The sequence below is a fragment of the Tsukamurella pseudospumae genome, from assembly GCF_001575195.1.
Lineage (GTDB): Bacteria > Actinomycetota > Actinomycetes > Mycobacteriales > Mycobacteriaceae > Tsukamurella > Tsukamurella pseudospumae.
Genome location: NZ_LSRF01000033.1, coordinates 247,050 through 271,343 on the forward strand (window position 1 = coordinate 247,050; position 24,294 = coordinate 271,343).

Annotated in this window: 26 protein-coding genes; 17 read left to right on the forward strand and 9 right to left on the reverse strand. The window is 69.9% G+C overall.

What is annotated here, in order from left to right:
- Nucleotide 1 precedes the first annotated feature (1 nt).
- Nucleotides 2–916: an SAM-dependent methyltransferase gene (locus tag AXK60_RS11660; protein ID WP_068571285.1), complete on the forward strand. Its 915-nt coding sequence runs from the start codon at nucleotides 2–4 to the stop codon at nucleotides 914–916.
- A gap of 46 nt (nucleotides 917–962) precedes the next feature.
- Here the strand turns inward: AXK60_RS11660 and AXK60_RS26960 are convergent, their stop codons facing one another.
- On the reverse strand, nucleotides 963–1,130 hold the full coding sequence (locus AXK60_RS26960) for a hypothetical protein (protein ID WP_156485620.1): 168 nt from the start codon (nucleotides 1,128–1,130) through the stop codon (nucleotides 963–965).
- Between the two features lie 76 nt (nucleotides 1,131–1,206).
- Between AXK60_RS26960 and AXK60_RS11665 the strand changes: the two genes are divergently transcribed.
- Nucleotides 1,207–1,707 carry a hypothetical protein gene (locus tag AXK60_RS11665; protein WP_139057898.1) on the forward strand — a complete coding sequence of 167 codons (501 nt, stop codon included), beginning with the start codon at nucleotides 1,207–1,209 and terminating at the stop codon, nucleotides 1,705–1,707.
- A 1-nt stretch (nucleotide 1,708) separates the two neighbouring features.
- Here the strand turns inward: AXK60_RS11665 and hsaB are convergent, their stop codons facing one another.
- The 4 genes from hsaB to hsaA are packed head-to-tail and all read right to left on the reverse strand — an operon-like array spanning nucleotide 1,709 to nucleotide 5,267.
- The gene (gene hsaB, locus AXK60_RS11670; RefSeq protein ID WP_068571287.1) at nucleotides 1,709–2,272 is read right to left on the reverse strand and encodes a 3-hydroxy-9,10-secoandrosta-1,3,5(10)-triene-9,17-dione monooxygenase reductase subunit; all 564 of its coding nucleotides are present in this window, start codon (nucleotides 2,270–2,272) and stop codon (nucleotides 1,709–1,711) included.
- A complete protein-coding gene (gene hsaC / locus AXK60_RS11675; protein WP_068571288.1) occupies nucleotides 2,272–3,192 on the reverse strand; it encodes an iron-dependent extradiol dioxygenase HsaC in 921 nt (306 codons plus the stop codon). Before hsaC ends, hsaB begins: the two co-directional genes overlap by 1 nt.
- A gap of 27 nt (nucleotides 3,193–3,219) precedes the next feature.
- Entirely contained in the window at nucleotides 3,220–4,089 is an 870-nt protein-coding gene (hsaD, locus tag AXK60_RS11680) for a 4,5:9,10-diseco-3-hydroxy-5,9,17-trioxoandrosta-1(10),2-diene-4-oate hydrolase (RefSeq protein ID WP_068571289.1), read from the reverse strand.
- 2 nt (nucleotides 4,090–4,091) lie between these two features.
- On the reverse strand, nucleotides 4,092–5,267 hold the full coding sequence (gene hsaA, locus AXK60_RS11685; protein WP_068571290.1) for a 3-hydroxy-9,10-secoandrosta-1,3,5(10)-triene-9,17-dione monooxygenase oxygenase subunit: 1,176 nt from the start codon (nucleotides 5,265–5,267) through the stop codon (nucleotides 4,092–4,094).
- 162 nt (nucleotides 5,268–5,429) lie between these two features.
- Between hsaA and AXK60_RS11690 the strand changes: the two genes are divergently transcribed.
- From AXK60_RS11690 to AXK60_RS11720, 7 genes are all read left to right on the forward strand, one after another.
- Nucleotides 5,430–6,893, forward strand: coding sequence for an FAD-dependent oxidoreductase (locus AXK60_RS11690; RefSeq protein ID WP_068571291.1), 1,464 nt, complete (start codon nucleotides 5,430–5,432; stop codon nucleotides 6,891–6,893).
- Nucleotides 6,894–7,128: 235 nt separating this feature from the next.
- Nucleotides 7,129–7,575, forward strand: a complete 447-nt coding sequence (locus AXK60_RS26420) for a hypothetical protein (protein WP_139057899.1) — start codon at nucleotides 7,129–7,131, stop codon at nucleotides 7,573–7,575.
- A gap of 194 nt (nucleotides 7,576–7,769) precedes the next feature.
- On the forward strand, nucleotides 7,770–9,494 hold the full coding sequence (gene kstD, locus AXK60_RS11700; protein WP_068571293.1) for a 3-oxosteroid 1-dehydrogenase: 1,725 nt from the start codon (nucleotides 7,770–7,772) through the stop codon (nucleotides 9,492–9,494).
- Nucleotides 9,491–10,666, forward strand: a complete 1,176-nt coding sequence (locus tag AXK60_RS11705; RefSeq protein WP_068571294.1) for a 3-ketosteroid-9-alpha-monooxygenase, oxygenase component — start codon at nucleotides 9,491–9,493, stop codon at nucleotides 10,664–10,666. Before kstD ends, AXK60_RS11705 begins: the two co-directional genes overlap by 4 nt.
- 5 nt (nucleotides 10,667–10,671) lie before the next feature.
- Complete coding sequence (locus AXK60_RS11710; protein ID WP_197466781.1) at nucleotides 10,672–10,992, forward strand: hypothetical protein; 321 nt, start codon at nucleotides 10,672–10,674, stop codon at nucleotides 10,990–10,992.
- Nucleotides 10,993–11,007: 15 nt separating this feature from the next.
- Nucleotides 11,008–12,090, forward strand: coding sequence for a ferredoxin--NADP reductase (locus AXK60_RS11715; RefSeq protein ID WP_068571295.1), 1,083 nt, complete (start codon nucleotides 11,008–11,010; stop codon nucleotides 12,088–12,090).
- Nucleotides 12,091–12,125: 35 nt separating this feature from the next.
- Nucleotides 12,126–12,983 (forward strand): MaoC/PaaZ C-terminal domain-containing protein, encoded by an 858-nt coding sequence (locus AXK60_RS11720; RefSeq protein ID WP_068571296.1) that lies wholly within the window; start codon nucleotides 12,126–12,128, stop codon nucleotides 12,981–12,983.
- 293 nt (nucleotides 12,984–13,276) lie between these two features.
- Here the strand turns inward: AXK60_RS11720 and AXK60_RS11725 are convergent, their stop codons facing one another.
- Nucleotides 13,277–13,693 carry a nuclear transport factor 2 family protein gene (locus AXK60_RS11725; protein WP_068571297.1) on the reverse strand — a complete coding sequence of 139 codons (417 nt, stop codon included), beginning with the start codon at nucleotides 13,691–13,693 and terminating at the stop codon, nucleotides 13,277–13,279.
- Between the two features lie 17 nt (nucleotides 13,694–13,710).
- Nucleotides 13,711–14,580, reverse strand: a complete 870-nt coding sequence (locus AXK60_RS11730) for a TIGR03619 family F420-dependent LLM class oxidoreductase (protein ID WP_068571514.1) — start codon at nucleotides 14,578–14,580, stop codon at nucleotides 13,711–13,713.
- 99 nt (nucleotides 14,581–14,679) lie between these two features.
- Here AXK60_RS11730 and AXK60_RS11735 point away from each other — a divergent pair, with 99 nt between their 5' ends.
- The 5 genes from AXK60_RS11735 (at nucleotide 14,680) to AXK60_RS11755 (ending at nucleotide 20,311) form a co-directional block, all read left to right on the forward strand.
- Nucleotides 14,680–16,965, forward strand: a complete 2,286-nt coding sequence (locus tag AXK60_RS11735; RefSeq protein WP_068571515.1) for an acyl-CoA dehydrogenase family protein — start codon at nucleotides 14,680–14,682, stop codon at nucleotides 16,963–16,965.
- Nucleotides 16,962–17,975, forward strand: coding sequence for a bifunctional MaoC family dehydratase N-terminal/OB-fold nucleic acid binding domain-containing protein (locus AXK60_RS11740; RefSeq protein ID WP_068571298.1), 1,014 nt, complete (start codon nucleotides 16,962–16,964; stop codon nucleotides 17,973–17,975). The genes AXK60_RS11735 and AXK60_RS11740 overlap by 4 nt, the downstream gene beginning before the upstream one ends.
- A gap of 120 nt (nucleotides 17,976–18,095) precedes the next feature.
- The gene (locus tag AXK60_RS11745) at nucleotides 18,096–18,512 is read left to right on the forward strand and encodes a hotdog family protein (RefSeq protein ID WP_068571299.1); all 417 of its coding nucleotides are present in this window, start codon (nucleotides 18,096–18,098) and stop codon (nucleotides 18,510–18,512) included.
- A complete protein-coding gene (locus AXK60_RS11750; RefSeq protein WP_068571300.1) occupies nucleotides 18,509–19,681 on the forward strand; it encodes a lipid-transfer protein in 1,173 nt (390 codons plus the stop codon). The genes AXK60_RS11745 and AXK60_RS11750 overlap by 4 nt, the downstream gene beginning before the upstream one ends.
- Before the next feature lie 3 nt (nucleotides 19,682–19,684).
- A complete protein-coding gene (locus AXK60_RS11755; protein WP_068571301.1) occupies nucleotides 19,685–20,311 on the forward strand; it encodes a PaaI family thioesterase in 627 nt (208 codons plus the stop codon).
- Between the two features lie 40 nt (nucleotides 20,312–20,351).
- Here the strand turns inward: AXK60_RS11755 and AXK60_RS11760 are convergent, their stop codons facing one another.
- The gene (locus AXK60_RS11760) at nucleotides 20,352–21,044 is read right to left on the reverse strand and encodes a hypothetical protein (RefSeq protein WP_068571302.1); all 693 of its coding nucleotides are present in this window, start codon (nucleotides 21,042–21,044) and stop codon (nucleotides 20,352–20,354) included.
- A 160-nt stretch (nucleotides 21,045–21,204) separates the two neighbouring features.
- Nucleotides 21,205–21,666 (reverse strand): SgcJ/EcaC family oxidoreductase, encoded by a 462-nt coding sequence (locus AXK60_RS11765; protein ID WP_068982526.1) that lies wholly within the window; start codon nucleotides 21,664–21,666, stop codon nucleotides 21,205–21,207.
- Nucleotides 21,667–21,942: 276 nt separating this feature from the next.
- Between AXK60_RS11765 and AXK60_RS11770 the strand changes: the two genes are divergently transcribed.
- From AXK60_RS11770 to AXK60_RS11780, 3 genes are all read left to right on the forward strand, one after another.
- A complete protein-coding gene (locus tag AXK60_RS11770; RefSeq protein WP_068571303.1) occupies nucleotides 21,943–22,863 on the forward strand; it encodes an SPFH domain-containing protein in 921 nt (306 codons plus the stop codon).
- Nucleotides 22,863–23,093 carry a type II toxin-antitoxin system antitoxin gene (locus tag AXK60_RS11775; RefSeq protein ID WP_068571304.1) on the forward strand — a complete coding sequence of 77 codons (231 nt, stop codon included), beginning with the start codon at nucleotides 22,863–22,865 and terminating at the stop codon, nucleotides 23,091–23,093. The genes AXK60_RS11770 and AXK60_RS11775 overlap by 1 nt, the downstream gene beginning before the upstream one ends.
- A gap of 91 nt (nucleotides 23,094–23,184) precedes the next feature.
- Nucleotides 23,185–24,177 (forward strand): ABC transporter substrate-binding protein, encoded by a 993-nt coding sequence (locus tag AXK60_RS11780; RefSeq protein ID WP_068571305.1) that lies wholly within the window; start codon nucleotides 23,185–23,187, stop codon nucleotides 24,175–24,177.
- Nucleotides 24,178–24,294: the final 117 nt, after the last annotated feature.

A 24,294-nucleotide genomic window follows, 5' to 3' on the forward strand; every position in this document is an offset into this window, starting at 1 on the left:
GATGGCGAGCAGCACGCGTACGGACGGCGACACCTGGACGATCACAACCAGCGTGGGCTTCACCGCGCTGCTGGTGGCCGCTGCCCGGGCCGTGGAGACCGAGCGCCCCGACGCCCTCGCTCAGGACCCGTACGCCCGGGTCTTCCTCGAGGCGGCGGGCGACCAGCGCGCCGTCGCGCTGGCCGACGCCGGGGACGGCGCGGGCAATCCGATGGCGGCAACCCGCCACCTCGGCGTGCGTACCCGGTTCTTCGACGACTTCGTCCGGGACGCCGTCGCCGCCGGCGTCCGGCAGGTCGTCATCCTCGCCGCCGGGCTCGACGCCCGCGCGTACCGCCTCGACCTGCCGGCGGGCACCGTCGTCTACGAGCTCGACCAGCCCAAGGTGCTGGCGTTCAAGGAGGAGACTCTCGCCGCGCACGGGGCGAGCCCGGCCGCCGGGCTGCGGCACGTCCCCGTCGACCTGCGCGACGATTGGCCGGCCGCCCTGCGGTCCGCCGGGTTCGACGGTGCCGCACCGACCGCCTGGCTGGTCGAGGGCCTGCTCCCCTACCTGCCCGCCGCGGCGCAGGCGCTGCTCTTCGAGCGGATCGTGGAACTCTCCGCACCGGGTAGCCGGGTCGCCGTCGAGGGTCAGATCGGATCGCTCGACCTCGGCCGGTTCCGCGCCATCACCGACAGGTACTCGCAGAAGGGGAATCCCCTGGGCGACTTCGATGTGACCGCGTTGTTCGTCACCGATGAGGACCGCGCCGATCCCGCCGAGTACCTCGCCGCGCAGGGCTGGACCGTGACTCGCGCGGGGAACCCGGTGGAACTGGGCCGCAGCTACGGCGTGCGGGACACCGTTCCCGCGGACGCGGAACTCCTCTCCGGCACGATCGGCTACTTCACTGCGGCGCTGCCCGCAGGCTGATGGTGGGAGTACCTCGTCTTGCATGGAGTGTAGATCGCCTTCAGTTTCACGATGCACTGCGCTGATCGCGTCCGCGATCGTGCTCGGCACCGCGGGGTGCACGACGGCACCCGGGGAGCCAGCAGGCGACGGCCACGTCGGCGATCGAGTCCTCATCCGCGCCGACGACTGCCCCGTCCGCGGCACCGTCGTCCGCGGCGGTCCCGGTGAGCACGGTGCGCGAACGGTGTCCCGATCCGTATCCGGGCGCCGGCGGGCCGGACTGCTTCGCCGAGGCGGACGGATACCGCGTGACGAAACAGCTGCGCGACAAGCGGGCCGTCGTGACGGTGCAGCGCGCGGGGGCCACGGTCCAGACGATCACCGTCCCCGTCGACGGCTACGTCGGATCGGGGGCGCTACTCCTGCGCCGCCTCACCGCGGACGCCGCACCTGACATTCTGGTGTCGACGACGGGCTCCGGCGCGCACGGTCAGAACTCGACCTGGTCGGTGTGGCACAGCTCCGGCGGCGCTTTCACCCCGATCGGCGACCTCTACGGCAACCAGTTCTGGGACGCCGGCTCCGGCCTGGTCGGAACCTACGCCTCCGGCGGCGGATGGGCGGTGACCTTCTCCACCCGCGCGGACGGTCGGCTCCGCGCCGTGGCCGAGGTCGGGCGCTCCGACACCGCGGGGTTCCGCGACCCGAAAGCGCCGGAATGCACCGTGATGTCGAGCAAGGCGGGCGCGCCCGCGGACCCGTGTGCGCTGGCACTGAGCCAGGCCCACGAACACGGGCTGAAGACCTGAGCTACATCCAGTCGTCGCCGACGGGCCAGGTGAGGAACGAATCGAGCGACAGGGCACGGGGAATGGCCTGGCCGGGATCGGTCACCGTCTGGGTGTAGCGGCCGCGGTAGAACAGCAGCGGCCGACCGGCGTTGGGCGCACTGAGCTCGAGCACGCGACCGATCACGATGTGGTGGTCGCCGCCGTCGTGCACCGTCTCCACCGCGCAGTCGATCCAGCTGAGCGCACCGTCGAGTAGCGGAGAGCCCGTGCGGGAGGGCTTCCAATCGACCGCCCCGAACTTGTCCGGATGCCGCGATCCGAACACGGAGCTGACGTCCTGCTGGCCCTCGCCGAGCACGTTCACCGCGAACCGGCCGGAGCGCTCGATGGTGCGCCACGCGCCCGACGTCTTCATGGGACAGAACAGGACCAGAGGGGGGTCGAGCGAGAGCGCCGAGAAGGACTGGCAGGCGAATCCGACGGGGCCCTCGTCGTCGGCCGCGGTGATCACCGTGACGCCGGTGCAGAAGTGCCCCATGGCCGTCCGGTAGTCGAGCGGCTCGATCGCCGCGGGTGCGGTCATCACTGCTCCTTGAAGCCGATGGTGAAGTCGTGTCCCCAGAGGCTGACCGCGGTGGACTCGCGGGCGATCCAGTCGTCGTTCTCGACCTCGAGTCCCTCGCAGCCGAACTCGATGTCGAAGCCGCCCGGTGTCTTCATGTAGAAGGACAGCATCTTGTCGTTGATGTGCCGCCCCAGAGTGGCGGACATCTTGACCTTCTTGCGGTTCGCGCGATCGAGGGCGAGCCCGACGTCGTCGGAGTTCTCCACCTCGACCATGAGGTGGACGATGCCCGTCGGGTTGGGCAGCGGCAGGAAGGCGAGCGCGTGATGACGCGGATTGCAGCCGTAGAACCGCAGCCAGGCGGGGTCACCGTCAGCCGGACGACCCACCATCTGCGGGGGCAGGCGCATCGAGTCGCGCAGCTTGAAGCCGAGCACGCCCTGGTAGAAGTCCTGCGCCGCAGCGTCATCGGAACAGGTGAGCACGACGTGCCCGAGCCCCTGCTCGCCGGTGACGAACCGATGCCCGTAGGGGCTCACGAACCGCCGACCCAGGTACTGCGCCCCGTGGAAGGCCTCGAGCGTGTTCCCCGCCGGATCCCGGAACCGGATGAGTCCCTCGACGCGACGCTCGAGCTTCTCCTCCTTGGTCCCCTCCTCGAAGGAGACACCGGCTGCCGTGAGCGTGTCGCGCAGCTCCTGCAGGCCGGTCGCGTCGGTGACCTCCCACCCGGAGACGAGCAGGCGGTCCTTCTCGCCCGGCACGATCACCAGCCGAGCCGCGAAGTCATCCATGCGCAGGTAGAGATTCTGTGAGGTGTCGCCCGCACCGGCCGGTGGAGCACCCTCCATCATCCCGAGTACCTTGAGCCCGTACTCGCGCCAGGCCGCCATGTCGGTGGCCTCGATGCGCATGTACCCGAGCGCCTTGATCGCCATATTCGTTCTTCTCCCCGAATGCCTTTGTCAGCCGGCCAGGAAATCGGCCGTGAGCCGGTTGAACTCGTCGAACTTCTCGAGCTGCGCCCAGTGCCCGCACTGCCCGAAGACGTGCAGTTGTGCGCGCGGGATCTGCTTGAGGGCGAGCAGGGCACCATCGAGCGGGTTGACCCGGTCCTCCCGGCCCCAGATCATCAGCACGGGCTGACGCAACTTGTACGCGTCGCGCCAGAGCATGCCCTTCTCGTAATCCGCGGAGGCGAAGGACTTCCCCATCGCCGTGAACGCGGCGATCGCCTCGGGGTCGAGCGCGAGCTCGAAGCGTTCCTCGACGAGTTCGGGCGTGATCATCTTCTGGTCGAAGACCATGATCCGCAGGAAGTCCTCGAGTCGCTCCTTGCTCGGCGCGGCGTAGAACTTCTGCAGGGTGCGCAGTCCCTCGGTGGGGTCGGGCGCGAAGGTGTTCACGCTGAGCCCGCCCGGCCCCATGAGCACGAGGCGGCCCGCGCGGTCCGGGAAGTCGAGCGCGAACCGCACCGAGGTGCCGCCGCCGAGAGAATTGCCCACCAGGTGAACGCGTCCGGTGACCCCGAGCGTGTCGAGCAGGCCGGCCAGGGCCGTGGCGCTGTGCACGAAGTACTGCGGGTGTTCGGTCGGCTTGTCGGACCGGCCGAAGCCCGGCTGATCGACCGCGAGCACGTGGAAGCGCTGCGCCAGCACCGGAATGTTGCGCCCGAAGTTGCTCCACGAGGAGACGCCGGGGCCGCTGCCGTGCAGCAGGACGACGGTGCCGTTCGCCCGGTTCTCCTCGCCGACCTCGTGGTAGTGCAGGGTGAGTCCGGCCGCCGTGGTGGCGAACTTCCCCTCCTTGAGGACGTCGATCTCGGTGTCCGCCACCTCTAGACCATCCCGTCCATGACGGGAAGGCCGAACTCGCCGGTGCCGAACATCTTGTAGGCGCGCTCGGGATCGTTCGCGGCGTGCACACGGCCCGCGTGGGCGTCGCGCCAGAACCGCTGGATCGGCGTGCCCTCGGCCAGCGCGCGGCCGCCGGAGTTCTCGAACATCCGGTCCACGGCGAAGATCGCGCGCTCGGTGCCGCGCACCTGATCGCGACGCACCTTGAGCCGCAGGTTGAACGGGATCTTCTCGCCCGCCTTGACGAGGGCGTACTCCTCGTTGATGTTGGAGATCAGCTGGAGCCAGGCCGCATCGATCTCGCTACCGGCCTCGGCGACGCGGACCATGGCGAACGGGTCCTCCTTCGCGGTCTCGCCGGCATAGGCGGCGCGCACGCGCTTGCGCTGGTGCTCGACGTGCGCGTCGTAAGCGCCCTGCGCCATGCCGATGATCGGAGCCGTGATCGTGGAGGGGTGCACCGAGCCGAAGGGCATCTTGTAGAGCGGGCTGTCGTTGACCTCCTGGCCCGGGCCCTTGCACTTGCTGACGTCCTTGAAGCTCAGCGCGCGGCGCGCGGGGACGAAGACGTCCTCGACCACGATGTCGTTGCTGCCGGTGCCCCGCAGGCCGACGGTGCGCCACACGTCGTTGATCGTGTAGTCACTGATCGGCACGAGGTAGGTCAGGAAGTCGACCGGCTTGCCGTCCTGGAACGCGGGACCGCCCAGCAGCGCCCAGGTGCCGTGGTCGCAACCGGAGGAGAAGCTCCACTTGCCGGAGAGCCGGTAGCCGCCCTCGACGATCTCCGAGCGGCCCATCGGCGCGTACGACGACGAGATCAGGGTGTCCTGGTCCTCGCCCCAGACCTCCTGCTGGGCCCGGTCGTCGAACAGCGCGACGTTCCACGGATGGATGCCGAGGATCGAGGAGACCCAGCCGGTGGATCCGCACGCGCTCGCCAGCATCTTGACCGCGGTGTAGAAGTCCGCCGGGTCGGCCTCGAAGCCGCCGTAACGCTTCGGCTGCAACAGACGGAAGAAGCCGCTCTTCTGCAGCGCCTTGATGGACTCGGCCGGGATCCGGCGGGCGTCCTCGGTCTCCTGCGCCCGGTCCCGGAGGGTGGGCAGCAGCTCCGCCACTTCCGCCAGAACCGCGTCGACGCTCTGATCGCTCATCTTTCCTCGCCTTCGTCAGGGCCACCTGGCGAGCACCCACGCCCGCCGCTGGAGACCAATACTAGAACACGTTCTCATTTTCTGACGCGAAACGCTACATCAAAGGTTCCGATCCACCTATGTTCCTGATGCAACCGGTTCCGACACCGACCGAGGAGAGCCATGCCCGAAAGCCGCCGCCCCGTCGCGTTCGCCGACATCGATACATGGGACCTGGAAGCCGACGTGGTGATCGCGGGCCACGGCATCGCGGGAGTCTCCGCGGCGATCGAGGCCGCGCGAGCCGGTGCGGAGGTCCTGATCCTGGACCGCGCCGGCGGGTGGGGCGGGGCCGCGGCGCTGTCCGGCGGGTGGATCTATCTCGGCGGCGGCACGCCGCTGCAGCGGGCCCTGGGCTTCGAGGACAGCGCGGAGAACATGGAGACCTTCATGACCGCCGCGCTGGGTCCGGGCGTCGACGGTGGGAAGATCCACGCCTACGCCCACGGCAGCCTCGAGCACTACGACTGGCTCACGGGCTGCGGCGTGGTGTTCAAGGAGGAGTTCTGGGGCGAGCCGGGGTGGGAGGTGCCGCACGACGAGGGACTGGGCTACTCCGGCGGCGAGAACGCGTCGCCCTTCCGTGAGATCGCGACGCCCGCGCCGCGCGGGCACATCCCGCAGATGACCGACAAGCGGACCGGCGTGCGCGGCGCCGGCTACATGCTGATGAAGCCCCTGGTCGAGACCGCCGAGACGCTCGGAGTACGCGCCGAGTACGACATTCGCGCGCAGCGCCTGGTGACCGCGGCGGACGGCACGGTCGAGGGGCTCGTCGCGCGCCGGTTCGGCACGGACGTGCGCGTGCGGGCCCGACGGGGCGTCGTCCTCGCGACCGGCAGTTTCGCCTACAACGCGGAGATGATCGAGGCCTACGCCCCGCGCCTGATCGGCCGTCCGGCCGCCGCCATCGAGGAGCACGACGGCGCCGGGATCCTCATGGCACAGGCCGCCGGCGCCGCGCTCGCCCACATGGACGCCACCGAGGTCGCGTTCTTCGGCGACCCGCAGATGATGGCCCGCGGCATCCTGGTCAACGGCCGGGGCCAGCGCTTCATCGCCGAGGACACCTACGGCGGCCGCATCGGCCAGGCCGTCCTGATCCAGCAGGACAACGCCGCGTACCTCGTCATGGACATGGACGCGCACGAGGAAGCGCTCGGCACCGAGACCTCGACCCCGTACTTCCGGCAGCCGCCCACCTGGGCGGCGGAGACCGTCGCGGAGCTCGAGTCCGACATGGGCCTGCCCGCCGGGACGCTGACGGCCACCGTCGACGCCTACAACCGGCACGCCGCTGACGGCGCCGATCCCGTACTGCACAAGAAGGCGCAGTGGCTGCGCCCACTGTCCGGCCCGGTCGCCGCGTGGGACATGCGCGGATTCACCGCGGGCTTCACCCTGGGCGGGTTGCGCACGGACGTCGATTCGCGGGTGCTGCACGTCGACGGTGCGCCGATCCCCGGCCTGTTCGCCGCGGGTCGGTGCACCTCGGGCGTCTGCGCCGGCGGGTACGCGAGCGGCACGAGCCTCGGCGACGGGAGCTTCTTCGGTCGCCGGGCGGGAGTCTCCGCGGCATCCGGGTAGGCGTTGATTTGCGACTGCACCGACTCAGCAGGGTCTCCACCATCGAGTCGTCGCGATCGCGCAATCCGCACTGATACGGCATACCGAAGAGAAGTTCAGTCACCGGACATCCAGTGCCACATCGTCACTCGTGTTCGCTACCACCTACCGGGGCGCGCGTCGCACACTGGGAGTATGTCGGTATGACTGCGACGATCTCTGCCGCGTCCGCACCCCGACGAGGAGGGCGTGGATCATGACGCATCGAGTCGATTCCGGAACTCGGCGGCTCGGCGGTTTCGCCGGCCGAGTCCTCGCCATCGCCGCCGCGGCGGCCCTCTGCGTCGCGGCGATCGCGGTGACAGTGAGCATGTGCAGCGGCCCCTCGCCGGCGCCGCGCCCGGTGGTCGCGCCGTCCGGGACATCGGGCGCTCCGTCGGCCATCCCCTCCGGTCCCGCCTCCCCGAGTCCGAGCGCACCGTCGACCCCGACCGCGCCGAGCATGCCGAGCACGCCGTCCGCGGCGGCCCCGTCGACCCCCGTCACCACACTCGCCCCGACGCCCCGGACCACCACACCGGCCGCCACCGCGCCCCCGCGCGTGACGCCGACGACCACGCGGCCCGCGCCGTGCACACCCGGTTCGCGCTGGGTCTTCCGGCCCAGCACCGGGACCTACGAGAAGATCACCATCCCCTGCTGACCGCGCTCCGGACCGCCTCGACCATCGCCGAAGCAGAAAGGCGAGCAGAGCCCGCGCCTCGAGGTGAGCTCGCCGATCGACGTCATCCCTAGATACTGGAACGTGTTCTAGTCTATGCTGCAGTCATAGCGCGTACCTGCTGCCCATCGGCGCAGGTGAGGCTAGAGAACTTGTTTCAGCAATGAGGAGAGTCGATGACGGCGGAAGCCACCGAGTACGACGTGATCGTGGTGGGCAGCGGCGCGGCGGGCATGGCCGCCGCGCTCAAGGCCGCGGACACCGGGCTCAGCGTCCTGGTCGTGGAGAAGGCCGAGCACTACGGCGGATCGACCGCGCGCTCCGGCGGCGGCGTCTGGATCCCCGGTAACGAGGCGCTGATGAAGGCCGGGATCAAGGACTCCCCGGACGAGGCGCGCAAGTACCTGCACGCCATCATCGGCGACGTGGTTCCGGCCGAGCGGATCGACACCTACATCGACCGCGGCCCCGAGGTGATCGAGATGATGCACCGGATGAGCCCGCTGGAGCTCACCTGGGTGCCCGGCTACTCCGACTACTACCCCGAGGCGCCGGGCGGCCGCGCGCACGGGCGCTCGTGCGAGCCGAAGCCCTTCGACGGCAAGCAGCTGGGCGACGAGCTGAAGAACCTGGAGCCGGACTACACCAAGGCCCCGATGAACCTCGTGGTCACCCAGGCCGACTTCAAGTGGCTCAACCTGATCATGCGTCACCCCAAGGGCGTGGCCCGCGCGCTGCGCGTCGGCGCGCGCTTCTACACCGCGAAGGCGCGGGGCAAGCACCTCCTGGGCCGCGGCCAGGCTTTGGTCGCCGCGCTGCGCGTGGGTCTGCAGCGCGCGAACGTGCCGCTCTGGCTGAACACCCCGCTGGTCTCGATCCAGCAGGAAGGCGACCGCGTCACCGGGGTCACCGTCGAGCACGAGGGCCGGCCCGTCGTCCTGACGGCGCGCCGCGGCGTGATCCTCGCCGCCGGCGGCTTCGAGAGCAGCAAGGAGATGCGCGCGCAGTATCAGCGCCAACCGATCGGCACCGAGTGGACCAACGGCGTGCCCGCCAACACGGGCGATGCGATCCGCGCCGGCCAGGCCGTGGGCGGCGCTCTCGAGTTCATGGACGACGCCTGGTGGGGACCGTCGATCCAACTGCCGAAGATGGCCTGGTTCGCGCTCTCCGAGCGGTCGCTGCCCGGCAGCCTCATGGTCAACACCGCCGGCGAGCGGTTCGTCAACGAGTCCGCACCGTACGTCGAGGCCGTGCACGCCATGTACGGCGGCGAGTACGGGCAGGGCGACGGCCCGGGCGAGAACGTGCCCGCGTGGCTCGTCTTCGACCAGCGCTACCGCAACCGGTACCTGTTCGCGGGACAGAGCCCCCGCCAGCCGCTGCCCAAGCGCTGGTTCGAGTCCGGCTGCATGGTGCGGGCGAGCAGCCTCGCCGAGCTGGCCGAGAAGATGGGCGTGCCGGCCGAGGCGCTGACCGGCACCGTCGAGCGGTTCAACGGTTTCGCCCGGGCCGGGCGCGACGAGGACTTCCATCGGGGCGAGAGCGCGTACGACCACTACTACGGCGATCCGCGCAACAAGCCGAATCCCAGTCTGGCGGAATTGGCCACGGGGCCGTTCTACGCTGCGCGTATGGTTCCCGGCGATCTCGGCACCAAGGGCGGCCTGCGCACCGATGTCGCGGGCCGGGTCCAGAGGGAGGACGGCACCGTCATCGACGGGCTGTACGCCGCCGGCAACACCAGCTCGCCCGTCATGGGCCACACCTACGCCGGTCCCGGCGCCACCATCGGTCCCGCGATGGTGTTCGCGTACCTCGCGGTCGAGGACATGGCCCGTCAGGAATCATCGACGCCCGCGGCGGCAGCCCCCGCCCGCGCGGAGGAGGAGATCTCATGAGCAGCACCACCGAGGCGGCGGCCCGCCTCATCGACAGCGGTACCGCGCCCACGCGGTACGCCCGCGGCTGGCACTGCATCGGCCTGCTGAAGGACTTCACCGACGGGAAGCCGCACGCCATCGAGGCTTTCGGTACCAAGCTCGTGGTGTTCGCCGGCGAGGACGGCGCCGTCAACGTGCTCGACGGCTACTGCCGGCACATGGGCGGCGACCTGACGCAGGGCACCGTCAAGGGCAACGAGATCGCCTGCCCGTTCCACGACTGGCGTTGGGGCGGCGACGGCAAGTGCAAGGGCATCCCGTACGCCAAGCGCGTACCGCTGCGCGCCCGCACGCGGACGTGGCCCACGATGGTCGAGAACGACCAGTTGTTCGTCTGGCACGACGTCGAGAACTCCAAGCCCCCAGCGGAGCTCACCATCCCGAAGATCGACGGTGACGTCGACGGGCCCGAGTGGTCGAACTGGGTGTGGAACGAGATCGTCATCGAGAACAGCAACTGCCGCGAGATCGTCGACAACGTGGTCGACATGCCGCACTTCTTCTACATCCACTACGGCCTGCCCACGTACTTCAAGAACGTCTTCGACGGGCACATCGCCTCGCAGTACCTGGACACCAAGGGGCGCAACGATGTCAGCGACATCGGCCTCTCCGGCGGCGACGACGTTCTGCTCAAGTCCGAGGCCCACTACTTCGGGCCGTCGTACATGATCAACTACCTGCACAACGACTACAAGGGCTTCCTGATCGAGAACATCCTGATCAACTGCCACTACCCGATCGATCAGAACTCGTTCAAGCTGATGTACGGCGTGAAGGTCAAGAAGCTCCCCGGTTTCGACGACGAGAAGTCCGATTACCTGGCCGGCAAGTTCGCCAAGAACGTGGGCCTGGGCTTCCTGCAGGACGTCGAGATCTGGAAGAACAAGACCCGCATCGACAATCCTCTCCTCTGCGAGGAGGACGGCCCCGTCTACCAACTGCGCCGCTGGTACGAGCAGTTCTACGTCGATGCCGCCGAGGTCTCCGAGGACATGACGCAGCGGTTCGAGTTCGAGATCGACACCTCCCACGCCGTCGAGGCCTGGGAGGCCGAGGTCGCGCAGAACATCGCGCGGCAGGAGTCCGAGAAGGCCGCGGCCGCCGACGCTTCCGGCGCGGGGGCCTGATCCGCATGTCCCCGACGGTGACGATGTTCGGCGAGCCGGTGACCAGGCCGGCGACGGTGGCCGACCGCGAGGGCTTCCTCACGGACGGTTTCACCCCGCTGAACTGCGGCACCTGCGGGGTCGCGGTGCAGGTCAAGAAGAACAGCCGCGAGCAGACCTCGATCCAGTGGTACGGTTCCGCGCGGGAGTGCGCGGTCTTCGCCGCCGACGGTTCCGGCTCCGCGCTGCGGGCCACGTGCCCGCGACTGATGGAATCCATCACGCGCGCCGCCAAACTGGGCGAGGTGCCCGTCCCGACGAACGACATGTCGTCGGACACCGACTAGGAGAGTGACGAAGAAGTGAGCATCCACCGACTGCTGGTCGCCAAGGTGGTCGCGGAGACGCACGACGCGCACTCCATCGAGTTCGAGGTGCCGGCCGAGCTGGCGTCGAGCTTCACCTACAAACCCGGCCAGTTCCTCACGCTGCGCGTCCCGAGCGAGCGGACCGGCTCCGTGGCGCGGTGCTACTCGCTGTGCAGCGCGCCGCACGACGACGGTCCGCTGCGCGTGGCCGTCAAACGCACCGCCGACGGCTACGCCTCGAACTGGCTGTGCGACAACGCCACCCCCGGCATGGAGATCGACGTGCTGGTGCCCGCGGGCATCTTCACGCCGAAGTCCGTCGACGTCGACATGCTGCTGTTCGCCGGCGGCAGCGGCGTCACGCCGATCCTGTCGATCCTGCGCACGGTGCTCGAGACCGGTAGCGGCTCGGTGACGCTGATCTACGCCAATCGCGATGCGCAGTCGGTGATCTTCGCCTCGGCGCTGGCCGAGCTGACCCGGACGTATCCGGATCGGCTCGCGGTGATCCACTGGCTGGAGTCCGTGCAGGGTCTGCCGAGCGCGGCGAACCTGGCGACGCTCGCGGCGCCGTACGTGGACCGCGAGGTGTTCGTGTGCGGGCCCGGCCCGTTCATGGACGCCGTGTCCGAGGCGATGACGGGGCTCGGCAAGGGGCGCCGCGAGGTGCACATCGAGAAGTTCCGTTCCCTGCCCCGCAACCCCTTCGAGGTCGAGGCCGCGCGGGAGGAGGCGGAGGAGAGGGCCGCGATCGCCGAGGCGGAGGATCTGCCGGTCGCGGACGCCCCCGCACCCGCCGACGACGGGGGCACCGTCACCGTCGAACTGGACGGGAAGACGACCGAGCTCGCCTGGCCCGCGGAGAAGAAGCTGCTGGATGTGATGCTGGCCGCCGGCATCGAGGCTCCGTACTCGTGCCGCGAGGGCGCGTGCAGCGCGTGCGCGTGCCGCCTCGTCGACGGCGAGGTCGAGCTCGCGCACAACGAGGTGCTCGATCAGGAGGACCTCGACGACGGCCTCATCCTCGCGTGCCAGTCGATGCGCCGCAGCGCGGCCGTGCACATCACCTACGAATAGACCCATTGCCGGACCCACTGCACCAAGGGAGACCCATGCCCATCGACCCGTCGGTCGCCATCGGCGCCGAGCTCGGCACCGCCGAGTTCTCCTGGAGCACCTCGGATGTGCTGCTCTACCAGCTCGCCCTGGGCGCGGGCGCGGACCCGCTCTCGCCGCGCGAGCTGCGCTACGCGACCGAGCAGGGCACCGTCGTGCTCCCCACCTTCGCGACCGTGGCCCAGAACTTCCACGCCACCGAGGCACCGAAGGTGTCCTTCCCCGGCGTGGAGATCGACCTCGCGAAGGTGGTGCACGGCAGCCAGTCCGTGACGGCACACCGCCCGCTGCCGGTGTCCGGCAGTGCGGTCGCGCGCACCCGGATCAGCGATGTGCACGACAAGGGCAAGGCTGCGGTCATCTGGCAGGAGACCGAGGTGGTCGACGCCGCCGGCGAGCCCTTGTGGACGGCGCGATCCTCGATCTTCGCCCGCGGCGAGGGCGGTTTCGGCGGGGAACGCGGACCGTCGGAGAAGCTCGAGCTGCCGGACCGCGAGGCCGATGTGACGGTGGACGTCCCGACGCTGCCGCAGCAGGCGCTGCTGTACCGCCTGTGCGGCGATCGGAACCCGCTGCACTCGGACCCGGCGTTCGCGAAGCGCGCGGGCTTCGACGCGCCGATCCTGCACGGGCTGTGCACCTACGGGATCGTCGCCAAGGCGGTGACCGATGCCGTGCTCGACGGCGACGCCTCCGCGGTGGGCTCGTGGTCGGCGAAGTTCGCCGGGATCATGCTGCCGGGCGAGACCCTGCGCGTACGGATCTGGCGCGACGGCGTTCGGCACCTGGTGACCGCGGAGTCGGTGGAGCGGTCCGCGCCGGTGCTCGCGGATGCGGTGTTCACGGCCCGCTGATCGCGCGATGCCCCGGAGCCGGGTCTGATGGACGCGCACCTACCGCATGGGATGCGTTGTAGTTCGAAGAGCCATACGCGCAACGCATACCTGGATATGCGCAGTTCAATAACCCTTTTCAGCCGCGTGGGTATGCGCTTCTTGCATACCCCGAGGGTCGGCCACGCCGCGACGAGCTCGGCACCGTCGGCCACCCGTCCCCACGGCCGTACCGGACCGCAGTCCACCGATCGGTTCGTGCCGGATCCGGCCTCGTGTGGGCGTAGAAGCGTGGATTCACAGACGGGGACGGATCACAGGCCTAGAGGGCGGGCGGTGGCCATGGCTCGGTCGACCTCCCAGAAGGCGCGGAGCGCAACGATCTTCCCGGCATCGTCGACCTTGTACGTGAAGACGCCTTCCGCGTCGATGACGTGCCCGCCGATGACGGTGCGGATGAGGCCCGTGAAGGCGACCTCGTTCCCGCAGGCGAAGCCGTCGCCGAAGAGGAACTCCAGGGACTCGGCGACGCCGATCGTCTTGTCGTAGAAGGCTGCGATCTCCTCTCGGCCGTGATGCCCCTCGCCCTCGGGGTCGAACCCGGAGGGGCCCACCGGATCCTCGACGACACCGTCGGCGGCGAACAGGTCGAGCCACTCCTCCTTGCGGTGGCCGCTGGCCGCCGCCTGGGAGGCGCGTCCCGCGAGGACGGCGGGGTGATCGTCTTTCATCGGGATCTCCTTGAACTTCAGGCGAACTTACTGATGACGGAGTCGGCGTAGCGGCGCAGGTGGTCGATCTTGGGCTGCAGCGGCTCGGTGTCGGGTCCGAGCTGGTAGGGCAGGCGGAAGCCGACGATGACATCGGTGACGCCCTTGTCCTCAAGGCGCTTGATGCCGTCCACGGTGTACGCGTCCAGGGAGATCACGTGGATCTCGAACTCCTTCTTGTCGTGCTCGGCGCGCAACTCGTCGATCCGGGCGAGCATGCGGTCGAGCTCCTCGCCGTCGCCGCCCGCGTGCATCCAGCCGTCGCACAGGCGCACCGCGCGGCGCAGGGCGGCGTCCGCATGGCCGCCCACCAGGATCGGCAGCGGCTCCGTCGGAACGGGGGCGATCTTGATCGACGGGATGTCGAAGAACTCGCCGTGGTACTCGAAGTACTCGCCGGTCGAGAGCCCCTTGATGATCTCGATGCACTCGTCCATCCGCTTACCCCGGCGCTCGAACGGGACACCCATGATCTCGAAGTCCTCGGGCCACGGGCTGATCCCGACGCCGAGAGAGAACCGGTTCCCACTCATCGCCGCCAGCGAGGCGGCCTGCTTGGCGACCAGCACCGGTGGGCGGATCGGCAGCTTGAGCACGAAGGGCGTGAAGCGGAGGGTCTTCGTGGACGCCGCGAGTGCCGAGGCCAGCACGAAGGTCTCGATGAACTCCTTGCCGTCGAGGAACTCCCGGCTTCCATCGGGCGTGTACGGGTACGTCGAGTCCGAGACCTCGGGATACGCGATGCTGTCGGCCACGCACATGCTGTGATAGCCGACCTCCTCGGCCGCCTGTGCGAGCGGCACGTAGTACGACGGGTCCGTCATCGCCTCGGCGTACGTGAATCGCATGGTCACCCTTTCGTCGATCCGCTTGCGGGCGTTCGCCCCACTTGCTAAAAATAGAACACGTTTCACCGTTTGTACGCGGTATCGAGATCAGGAGTGCGCGTGGACTTCCGTCCGGACGAGAACCAGGTGGCCGTCGCCGGCCTTGCCGCCGACGTGCTCGGCCACGCCGCCGCGCGCCGTGCCGACGGCGCCGCCGCCCACACCGAGGACGCCTGGCGCGCCATCTGGGCCGACCTCGCCAAGGCGGACCTGCTCGGCCTTCCCGCGCCCGAGGACCTCGGCGGCGCAGGCCTCGGCGCCGAGGAGGTGGCGGCCGTACTCACCGAGGGCGGGCGGCTCGCGATCGGCGCGCCCCTGCTCGCCGGGCTCGCACTCGGCATCCTGCCCGTCGCGGCGCACGGCACCCCCGAGCAGCGTGCGGCCCTGCTGCCCGCGGCCCTGACCGGCGACGAGCTCATCGTGGGCGCCCTGGGCGAGGCGGGCGCCGCCATGCCGGTCACCCCCGCGACGCGCGCCGTCCGCACCGCGAGCGGGTGGGCGCTGACCGGACGCAAGGTCGCCGTCGGCTACGCGCAGCACGCCGCGCAGCTGCTCGTGAGCGCGGCCACCGACGACGGTGCCGCGGTCTTCCTGGTGCCCGCGTCCGCGCCCGGTGTCTCCGTCGTCCCGAGCCCCACCTCGACGGGTGCGCCTGAGGGCACCGTCGACCTCGCGGGCGTGGAGGTCCCCGCCGAGGCGGTACTGGGCGCCTCCACGGACGGCACCGTCGCACAGGCGGTGCGGGAGTGCGGCCTGACGGGTGCGGCCGCCGTCGCCGACGGTGCGCTCGCCGGAGCCCTCTCGCTCACCGTCGACCATCTGCGCAAGCGTGAGCAGTTCGGGCGCCCGCTGGGCGCCTTCCAGGCCGTGGCGCAGCAGATCGCGGACGTGTACATCGCCTCCCGCACGCTGCACCTCGCAGCCGTCTCCGCCGCGTGGCGCACGGGCACCGGGTCCCCCGCCGACGAAGCCACGGCGCTCGCGGCGCACTGGCTGGCGACGGAGGCACCGTCGGCCGTGCGGACCTGCCACCACCTGCACGGCGGCATCGGGGTCGATGCCACGTACCCGCTGCACCGGTTCTACTCGACCATCAAGGACCTCACCCGGTTCGTGGGCGGCGGCCCGCAGACGGTGCGCGCCCTCGCCGCGGCGCACCGCGACGACGCCACCGGCGCCGACGAGTCCGGGCGGTTCCTCGCGCTGACCACCGCGCAACGGGCGCTGCAGGCGGAACTGCGCGACTACTTCTCCGCACTGATGACCCCCGAGGAACGCACCGAGATGCTCGTGCAGCGGCACGGCGAGGTGTTCCGGGACGTGGTGCGGCGCATGGGCCGCGATGATCGCCTGGGCGTGGGCTGGCCGACGGAGTTCGGCGGCAAGGGCTTCGGGCCGATCGAGCAGTACCTGTTCGTCAACGAGGCCTCGCGCGCCGACGTGCAACTACCGTCGGTGACACTGCAGACCGTCGGGCCGACGCTCCAGGCGTTCGGCACCGAGGAGCAGAAGGCGCGGTTCCTTCCCAAGATCCTCTCGGGCGAAGTGCATTTCGCCATCGGCTACACCGAGCCCGAGGCGGGCACGGACCTCGCGTCGATCCGCACCACCGCCGTCCGCGACGGAGACCACTACGTGGTGAACGGCCAGAAGATCTTCACGACCGGCGGCCACGACGCCGACTACGTGTGGATCGCGGTCCGCACCGACCCGGATGCCCCGAAGCACAAGGGCATCTCGATCCTCATTCTGGACACGAAGGATCCCGGCTACAGCTGGACGCCGATCATCACGGCGGACGGCGCGCATCACGTGAACGCCACGTACTACAACGACGTGCGGGTGCCCGCGGACATGCTGGTCGGCGTCGAGAACGAAGGGTGGAAGCTGATCACCACCCAGCTCAACCACGAGCGGGTCATGCTCGGCCCGTCCGGCAGGATCGGCTCGCTGTACGACCGGGTGGACGCCTGGGCCCACGAGAAGGAACTGCTGGGCGACCCCGACGTGTCGGGTGCGCTGGCGCGGGTCCGCGCGGCGGAGCTCATCAACGAGTTGCTGAACTGGCAGGTCGCGGCCGCCGAGGCGGGCGGCCCCGTCGACGTGGCGGACGCCTCCGCCACCAAGGTGTTCGGCTCCGACCGGATCCAGGGCCTCACGGCGCTGCTGGAGGAGACGGTCGGGACGCACGGCGACCCGTCCGATCCCGCGACCGCGGAGCTGCTGCACTGGCTCGACGTCCAGGCCAAGCGGCACCTGGTACTGACCTTCGGCGGCGGCGTCAACGAGATCCAGCGCGAACTCATCGCCCTCATGGGCCTGCAGCTGCCGCGGGTGCCCCGATGAGCGCGGCGAGTCCCGCGACTGGCGGCACGGACGAGACCACCGCCGCCGTGCTCGCCGCGGCGGAACGGATCCGCGCCCTCGGCGAATCCGCACCACGAGCCGGCCGGGACCCGGTGAACCAGCCGATGATCAACAACTGGACCGAGGCCATCGGCGACGCCAACCCGCTGTACTCGGACCCCGCGTTCGCGGAGCAGTCGGTGTTCGGCGGGCCCGTGGCGCCGCCCGCGATGGCGCAGGTGTGGTCCATGCGCGGGCTGCACGGCGAGCGCGCCGCCGACGACCCACTGGGCCTGATGACGGAAGCGCTGGACGAGCTCGGCTTCACCTCGGTCGTCGCCACCAACTCCGACCAGACCTACCACCGGCACGTGCGCCCCGGCGAGGAGATCACCGCGTCGTCGCGCCTCGAGGACGTGGTGGGCCCCAAGAAGACCGGGCTCGGCGAGGGCTGGTTCTTCACCACCCGCACGCTGTGGCGGGTGGGCGACGAGGTGGTCGCCGAGATGGTCTTCCGGATCCTCAAGTTCCGGCCGCCGGCCGCCGACGCCGCCCCGGCGGAGACCGCCGTGCCCACCGCGGGGCCCAGCGGACGCATCGTGGACGCCTCCGGCTACGCGGGCGGCGTGCTACGGCCCGTGATCTCGCGCGACACGGCGTTCTACTGGGAGGGCGCCACGATCGGCGAGCTGCGGATCCAACGCTGGGGCGAGACGCTGCGGCACCCACCCGGGCCCATGGACCCGGGCGGCGACCTGTCGCTCGTCCCCGACCACATCGTCTCCCCCGGCACCGGCACCGTCTTCAGTTTCGTGGTGCACCACCACCCCAAGGTCCCCGGCAAGCGACTGCCCTTCGTGGTCGCGCTCGTGGAGCTCGACGAGGGCGTGCGCGTACTGGGCGAGCTGATCGACGTGGATCCCGAGACCGTCGAGATCGGGATGCCCGTACAGGCAGTGTTTTTGCGAGTCGATGACGACCTGACCCTGCCCGCGTGGGAGGCCCGGTGACGTACCCCTCTTCGCTCCGCGATGACGACGACATGACCCTGCCCGCCTGGGAGGCCCGGTGACGTACCCCTCTTCGCTCCGCGATGACGACGACATGACCCTGCCCGCCTGGGAGGCACGATGACGTACCCCGCAACCCTCAGGGCCGCCGAGGTCACCGTCGGGACGGCGCTGCCGCCCATGACGATCCACGCGACCACGACCTTCGTCGCGACCACCGCGATCGCGACCCGCGACTTCCAGGACGTCCACCACGACCGCGACGCGGCGATCGCGCGCGGCAGTAAGGACGTCTTCGTCAACATCCTCACCGACAACGGCCTGGTCCAGAAGTACGTGACCGACTGGGCGGGCCCGGAGGCCTTCGTGCGGAACATCTCCATCCGGCTCGGCGCGCCATGCTACGCCGGCGACACCCTCGCGTTCTCGGGCACGGTCACGCAGGTCGACGGTGCCGCCGTCACCGTCGCCGTGACCGCGAAGGACAGCCTGGGCGACCACATCTCCGGCACCGCGACCGTGGTGCTGCCGGCATGAGCGGGCTGAGCGGCAGGGCCGCGATCGCCGGCATCGGCGCCACCGAGTTCTCCAAGGACTCCGGCCGCAGCGAGCTGCGCCTGGCCGTGGAATGCGTGCGCGCGGCGCTCGACGACGCGGGCCTCACGCCGCAGGAGGTGGACGGCCTGGTGACCTTCACCATGGACACCAACTCTGAGATCGCCGTGGCCCGCGAGCTGCGCATCCCAGAGCTGAAGTTCTTCAGCCGCATCAACTTCGGTGGCGGTGCGGCCGCGGCCACGGTGCAGCAGGCCGCGATGGCCGTCGCGACCGGCGTCGCCGACGTCGTGGTGGCCTACCGCGCCTTCAACGAGCGGTCGGGGCACCGGTTCGGGCAGGTGTCGAACGCCGCTGCGCAGCAGGTGAACACGAACGGCATCGACAACGCCTTCCACTACCCCGCCGGGATCGCCACGCCGGCAGCCACCGTCGCCATGGCGGCGCGCCGCTACATGCACGACTTCGGCGCCACGAGTGAGGACTTCGGCCGCGTCGCGGTCCTGGATCGCGCCCGGGCCGCGACCAACCCGAAGGCCTGGTTCCACGGGAAACCGATCACCCTCGACCAGCACCAGGCGTCGAAGTTCGTCGCCGAGCCGCTCCACCTCCTCGACTGCTGCCAGGAGTCCGACGGCGGTGTGGCGCTGGTGATCACGAGCGCAGAGCGCGCCCGCGACCTGCAGCGGACGCCCGCGATCATCTCCGCCGCAGCGCAGGGCAGCGGCCCCGACCAGTACGTGATGACCAGCTACTACCGCGACGGGCTCACCGGCCTGCCCGAGATGGGCGTCGTGGCCGGCCAGCTGTGGGCGCAGGCGGGAATGGCACCGTCGGACATGGACCTGGCGGTGCTCTACGACCACTTCACCCCCTACGTGCTCATGCAGCTCGAGGAGCTCGGCTTCTGCGGGCGGGGGGAGGCACCGTCGTACCTGGCCGCCGGCACCTGCGAGCTCGACGGGGCCCTGCCCCTCAACCCGCACGGCGGGCAGCTGGGCGAGGCGTACATCCACGGTATGAACGGCATCGCCGAGGCGGTGCGCCAGCTGCGCGGGACGGCGGCCAACCAGGTCGCCGGCGCGGAGCGCGCCGTGGTGACCGCCGGGACCGGGGTTCCGACCAGCGGTTTGGTGCTGAGTAAGGTCTGAGGGATGAGCGAGTCGGATTCGGACAAGGTGGACCTGCGCAGCGAGATCCCGCGCTTCAAGGAAGCCACCCCGCCGCCCGCGTTCGGCGAGTTCGTCGAGAACATGCGCCGGCTGCAGGACCTCGCGGTGAGCGTCGACGCCCCCGACGGGGTGTACGAGGCCGCACGGGACAGGGTCGCCGAGCTGATCGAGCTGCTGGCCCCGTTCCAGGCGCGCGAAGGCAAGGGACCCGCGAACCGATCCATGTCGCTGCCCGGGCGCGGCAGCCTGCTGATGCCGCCCTTCCACGTCGAGAAGTTCGATGCGGAGTCCGTCGTGGCTCGCGGCGTGCTCCGTCGGTATCACCTCGGCGGCGGCGGGGTCGCGCACGGCGGCGTCCTGCCGCTGATCTTCGACGACAACTTCGGCAACGTGGTCTACGCGGCGAAGCGGCCCATCAGCCGGACCGCGTACCTGCACGTCAACTACCGCAAGGTGACCCCGCTCGACGTGCCGCTCGTGATCGAGGGCAAGGTCGATCGGGTGGACGGGCGGAAGACCTTCATCACCGCCCGGCTCACCGAGGAGGACGGGACACTGCTGGCCGACGGCGAGGGCCTGATGGTGCAGCTGCTCCCCGGCCAGCCCTGAGGCACGCCGGGGAGCCGTTCGCGCGGCCGAGCCGCGGCTGCTACTTCTTGCCGCCCAGCGCCCCGTCGATGCTGCTCACGTCGCTGATCACCCAGTTCTGCTTGGTGTCGATCGTCAGCGCGTAGGTGGTCACGGACGGAATCCCCTGGGGCCGCTGCGTGCTCTTGGTGACGACGTTGACGAAGACGTTGACGACCATGATGTCGTCCTTGTCCGAGACGACGATGGTGCCGAGCGGAGTGGCGGTGGACTGCCACTGCAGCGGTACGTACACCTGCTCCAAGTCCGTCGAAGCGGTCTTGAGCGTGTTCGCCAGCTCCGGCGTCGTGTTCGCCACCAGCGCGGTGCGCCAGGGATCGAGGTTCTGGTAGTCGACGGTGGCCGCGCCGATCGCGTACTTGACCGCCACGTCCTTGGCGCGCGCGTTCCGGTCCTCGGTGTGGGTGATCGACGCCAGCTGCCCGCGCGCGTCGTCGCGATCCGACGACGCCGAGAGCCAGAGGAATCCGAACGCGGTCGCGGCGACGGCGAGGACGACGACGACCGCCGCCAGGCCGAGCATGAGCGGCGTGACCACGATGCCCCGCTGCTTCTCCGGCTCCGCGGATGCCACCTGCTCCGCAGCCTTCTTCGTGAGCTTCGGCGTCACCGGTGCGGTCGGCTCGTCGACCTCGTCCGCGCCCGTCAGGCCGTCGTCGAGGACCCCGTCCGGATCCGATTTCGTTGCCGCCATGGTGCTACCCCTCTCCCGCGGCGCCGTCCTCGAATGCCCAGGCAGGACAGCTCAGCGCCACGGTATCGTGAGCAGAACTGTAACACGTTCCAGTTTTGGCCGGAACGATTCGCGGACGATTCCCGGAGCCGGGCGTCACATCGACGCGACGGCCCGAAGGCTACCCGGCACGGGACTGCCGCGCGAACGGATCGTCGAACACCGCCGTCGACTGCGCGGCGGCGATCCGCCAGGCCCCGTCCTCCTTGGACAGCACGTAGAGCGGGGCGGACTCGAGCTGCGGCGCACCGTCGGACCCGAGGGGCCGCACCCGGACGCTCACCGCGGCCACGTCCGGACGGATGAACAGGATGCGCTCGACACGGTAGTGCGCCCCTGCCCGCACCCCGGAACCGCGGACCGTCCGCGCGAGGAAGCCGTCGATCGCGGCCCTGCCGTGCAGCCGGCGGCCGTGCGCGGTGGTCCAGACCGCGTCGTCGCGGAAGAGCGAACGCACGCGGGGCACGCTGCCCTCGCGTTGCGATGCGAGCACCTCGGAGACGAACTCCACGATCGCGGCGGCGTCGTCGAGCGTGCCGTCGCCGAGGACGTCGGGAAGGTCGCGGAAGCGGTCGTCAGCCATGCCTCCAGGCTCGCTTATCAACCCCGGTTGAGGTCAAGGCTTCGATTCAGTGCGATTCGAGGGGATGCGCATCCACGCGCCGGTAGTACAGCTCGTGGATCAGGCGCAGGGTCAACAGAACGCCGGTCACGATCAGCAGGAAGATCATGAGCCGGAACGTTATTCGGGCCCGCATCGGGCCGGTAGGGATGTTGACGCGGTCCTGACGGAACCTTGACGGCGGCGACGTCAAAGTGATATCACTTAAATTAAGTGATATCAGAATAAGGAGGGGTGATGACAAGCATCGTTCAACCCGAGGACACCCAGGTGGCCGTCACGGAGCGCACCGCGTGGCATGCCGGCGCCGGCGCCGCCGTGGCCGCGTTCGTCGGCTTCCTCGCGCTCGTCGCGGGCGCGGTCGGTCTGGTGATCCTCTCGATCTCGACGCAGACGCCGGTGCTGATCGTCGGCGCGGTCGTCCTGGCCATCGCCGCGCTGCTGCTGGTCAGCATGGTCGTGGTCGTCGCGCCCGGGCACACCCTGGTGGTGCAGCTGTTCGGCAAGTACGTGGGAACCGTGCGCGCCCAGGGCCTCGGGCTCGTCCTACCGCTGACGACGCGGCAGCGGGTCTCGGTGCGCGTGCACAACTTCGAGACCGCCGAGCTCAAGGTGAACGATTCCACCGGCAACCCGGTGAACATCGCGTCGATCATCGTCTGGCAGGTCGCCGACACCGCCCGGGCCACCTTCGCCGTCGAGGACTACGAGGAGTTCATCGTCTCGCAGGCCGAGTCCGCGCTGCGGCACGTGACCACCAGCCATCCCTACGACGCCGACGAGGGCGTGGCGGGCGCGACATCGCTGCGCGGATCCACCGACCAAGTGGCCGCCGAACTGGCCGAACAGGTCGCCGCGCGCGTCGAACTGGCCGGACTCGAGATCCTCGAAGCGCGCATCTCCTCGCTCGCCTACGCCCCGGAGATCGCGCAGGCCATGCTGCAGCGACAGCAGGCCTCCGCCCTCCTCGCGGCGCGCGAGAAGATCGTCGAGGGCGCCGTCGGCATCGTCGAGAACGCGCTCACCCGGCTCGAGGAGAACGGCACCGTCGAGCTCGACGACGAGCGCCGGGCCGCAATGGTGTCCAACCTCCTGGTGGTCCTGTGCTCGGACAGCCGCACCACGCCGGTGGTGAACACGGGGAGCCTGTACAGCTAGTGGACGCACCGGAGGCGGGAAAGGAGCGGGGCCGCAAGGCGGTCCCGCTCCGGATCGACCCCGCGGTGCACCAGGCGCTCGCCAAGTGGGCCGCGGACGATCTGCGCAGCGTCAACGCGCAGATCGAATTCCTCCTGCGCCGCGCGCTCGACGATGCCGGGCGCATGCCCGCGAAGGCGCGCCCGATGCGCGGGCCGGGGCGGCCGCCGACGAACCCTGAACAGCCCTAACGATTGTTGTCCAGATCGATAAGGCAAGCGTAACCTTCCTTCTCGCAGATCGCGGCCCCGCGACATCGCGACCGGAAGGAACCCCCGTCCCATGAAGCTCTCCCTGGCGCGCGTCACGCTCGCCGCACTCACGATCGGCGCGCTCACCGCGTGCGGCAGCGGCGCACCGTCGGACTCGGCGAACAGCAGCACCAGCGCCGGAGGCGGGTTCCCGCGGACCGTCGAGCACGCGATGGGAACGACGACGATCCCGAGCGCGCCGCAGCGGGTGGCCGCGCTCGACGCGTCCTTCACCGACGCGACGCTGATGCTGGACACGAAGGTCGTCGCGTTCACGGAGTACAACACCCTCGGCAGCAAGCTGCCCGACTACCTCGGCGCGTCCGCGACGAACTTCGGCGCGGAGGCCGTGAGCGTCGGGAAGCTCGCGGCGCCGTCACTGGAGAAGGTCATCGCCACCAAGCCCGACCTCATCGTCAGCGCGAAGGTCCGACACGGCAAGGAGTACCAACAGCTCTCGGGTATCGCGCCGACGGTCTTCAGCGAGACCACCGGTCCCACGTGGAAGGACAACATCCGACTGCTGGCCAAGGCCCTCGGCAAGGAGACTCTCGCCGACCAGCGGCTCGCGGAGTACGAGGCGCAGGCGCGGGCGGTGGGCGCCGCCGTGAAGGCGAAGGCGGGACCCGACACCACCATCTCCGTGGTGCGCTTCCTCGACGGCCCGACGCGCCTCTACGCGAAGAAGTCCTTCTCCGGCATCGTGCTCCAGGACGCGGGTCTCGCGCGGCCGGCGTCGCAGGACATCGACGACTTCATGACGGAGATCAGCGCCGAGCGGATCCCCGCCGCGGACGGCACCAAGATCTTCGTGACCACCAACGGCGACAAGGGGTCCGACTCGTTGAACACCTTCCGGCAGAACCCGCTGTGGGCCCCGCTGGTGCCGCGGGTCGTGGAGGTCAAGGACGCCGAGTGGATGAGCGCCGTGAGCGTGCAGGGCGCCTATCACATCCTCGCGGACATCGCGAAGGCCTTCGACGTGACGGGTCCCGTTGTCCCGGCGTGGATCTCGGGGAAGTAGCGCGCCCGGCGGCCGCTTAGGCGACCGCCGCGGGGACGGCGACTCGAGGCCGGATTCGACGGATGGGGTCGATCCGCGGGCTATGAAATTGTGACCGCCAGTGCCAAACCGGACGTC

Bases quoted from the DNA above. Each gene is read 5' to 3' on its own strand.
- AXK60_RS11770 (WP_068571303.1), top strand. From the start codon at position 21,943: ATGACAAGCATCGTTCAACCCGAGGACACCCAGGTGGCCGTCACGGAG.
- AXK60_RS11740 (WP_068571298.1), top strand. From the start codon at position 16,962: ATGAGCGCGGCGAGTCCCGCGACTGGCGGCACGGACGAGACCACCGCC.
- AXK60_RS11765 (WP_068982526.1), bottom strand. From the start codon at position 21,666: ATGGCTGACGACCGCTTCCGCGACCTTCCCGACGTCCTCGGCGACGGC.
- AXK60_RS11755 (WP_068571301.1), top strand. From the start codon at position 19,685: ATGAGCGAGTCGGATTCGGACAAGGTGGACCTGCGCAGCGAGATCCCG.
- AXK60_RS11710 (WP_197466781.1), top strand. From the start codon at position 10,672: ATGTCCCCGACGGTGACGATGTTCGGCGAGCCGGTGACCAGGCCGGCG.
- hsaC (WP_068571288.1), bottom strand. From the start codon at position 3,192: ATGGCGATCAAGGCGCTCGGGTACATGCGCATCGAGGCCACCGACATG.
- hsaA (WP_068571290.1), bottom strand. From the start codon at position 5,267: ATGAGCGATCAGAGCGTCGACGCGGTTCTGGCGGAAGTGGCGGAGCTG.
- AXK60_RS11705 (WP_068571294.1), top strand. From the start codon at position 9,491: ATGAGCAGCACCACCGAGGCGGCGGCCCGCCTCATCGACAGCGGTACC.
- AXK60_RS11725 (WP_068571297.1), bottom strand. From the start codon at position 13,693: ATGAAAGACGATCACCCCGCCGTCCTCGCGGGACGCGCCTCCCAGGCG.
- AXK60_RS11690 (WP_068571291.1), top strand. From the start codon at position 5,430: ATGCCCGAAAGCCGCCGCCCCGTCGCGTTCGCCGACATCGATACATGG.
- AXK60_RS11760 (WP_068571302.1), bottom strand. From the start codon at position 21,044: ATGGCGGCAACGAAATCGGATCCGGACGGGGTCCTCGACGACGGCCTG.
- AXK60_RS11780 (WP_068571305.1), top strand. From the start codon at position 23,185: ATGAAGCTCTCCCTGGCGCGCGTCACGCTCGCCGCACTCACGATCGGC.
- AXK60_RS26420 (WP_139057899.1), top strand. From the start codon at position 7,129: ATGACGCATCGAGTCGATTCCGGAACTCGGCGGCTCGGCGGTTTCGCC.
- AXK60_RS11660 (WP_068571285.1), top strand. From the start codon at position 2: ATGGCGAGCAGCACGCGTACGGACGGCGACACCTGGACGATCACAACC.
- AXK60_RS11750 (WP_068571300.1), top strand. From the start codon at position 18,509: ATGAGCGGGCTGAGCGGCAGGGCCGCGATCGCCGGCATCGGCGCCACC.
- AXK60_RS11745 (WP_068571299.1), top strand. From the start codon at position 18,096: ATGACGTACCCCGCAACCCTCAGGGCCGCCGAGGTCACCGTCGGGACG.
- hsaB (WP_068571287.1), bottom strand. From the start codon at position 2,272: ATGACCGCACCCGCGGCGATCGAGCCGCTCGACTACCGGACGGCCATG.
- AXK60_RS11720 (WP_068571296.1), top strand. From the start codon at position 12,126: ATGCCCATCGACCCGTCGGTCGCCATCGGCGCCGAGCTCGGCACCGCC.
- AXK60_RS11730 (WP_068571514.1), bottom strand. From the start codon at position 14,580: ATGCGATTCACGTACGCCGAGGCGATGACGGACCCGTCGTACTACGTG.
- kstD (WP_068571293.1), top strand. From the start codon at position 7,770: ATGACGGCGGAAGCCACCGAGTACGACGTGATCGTGGTGGGCAGCGGC.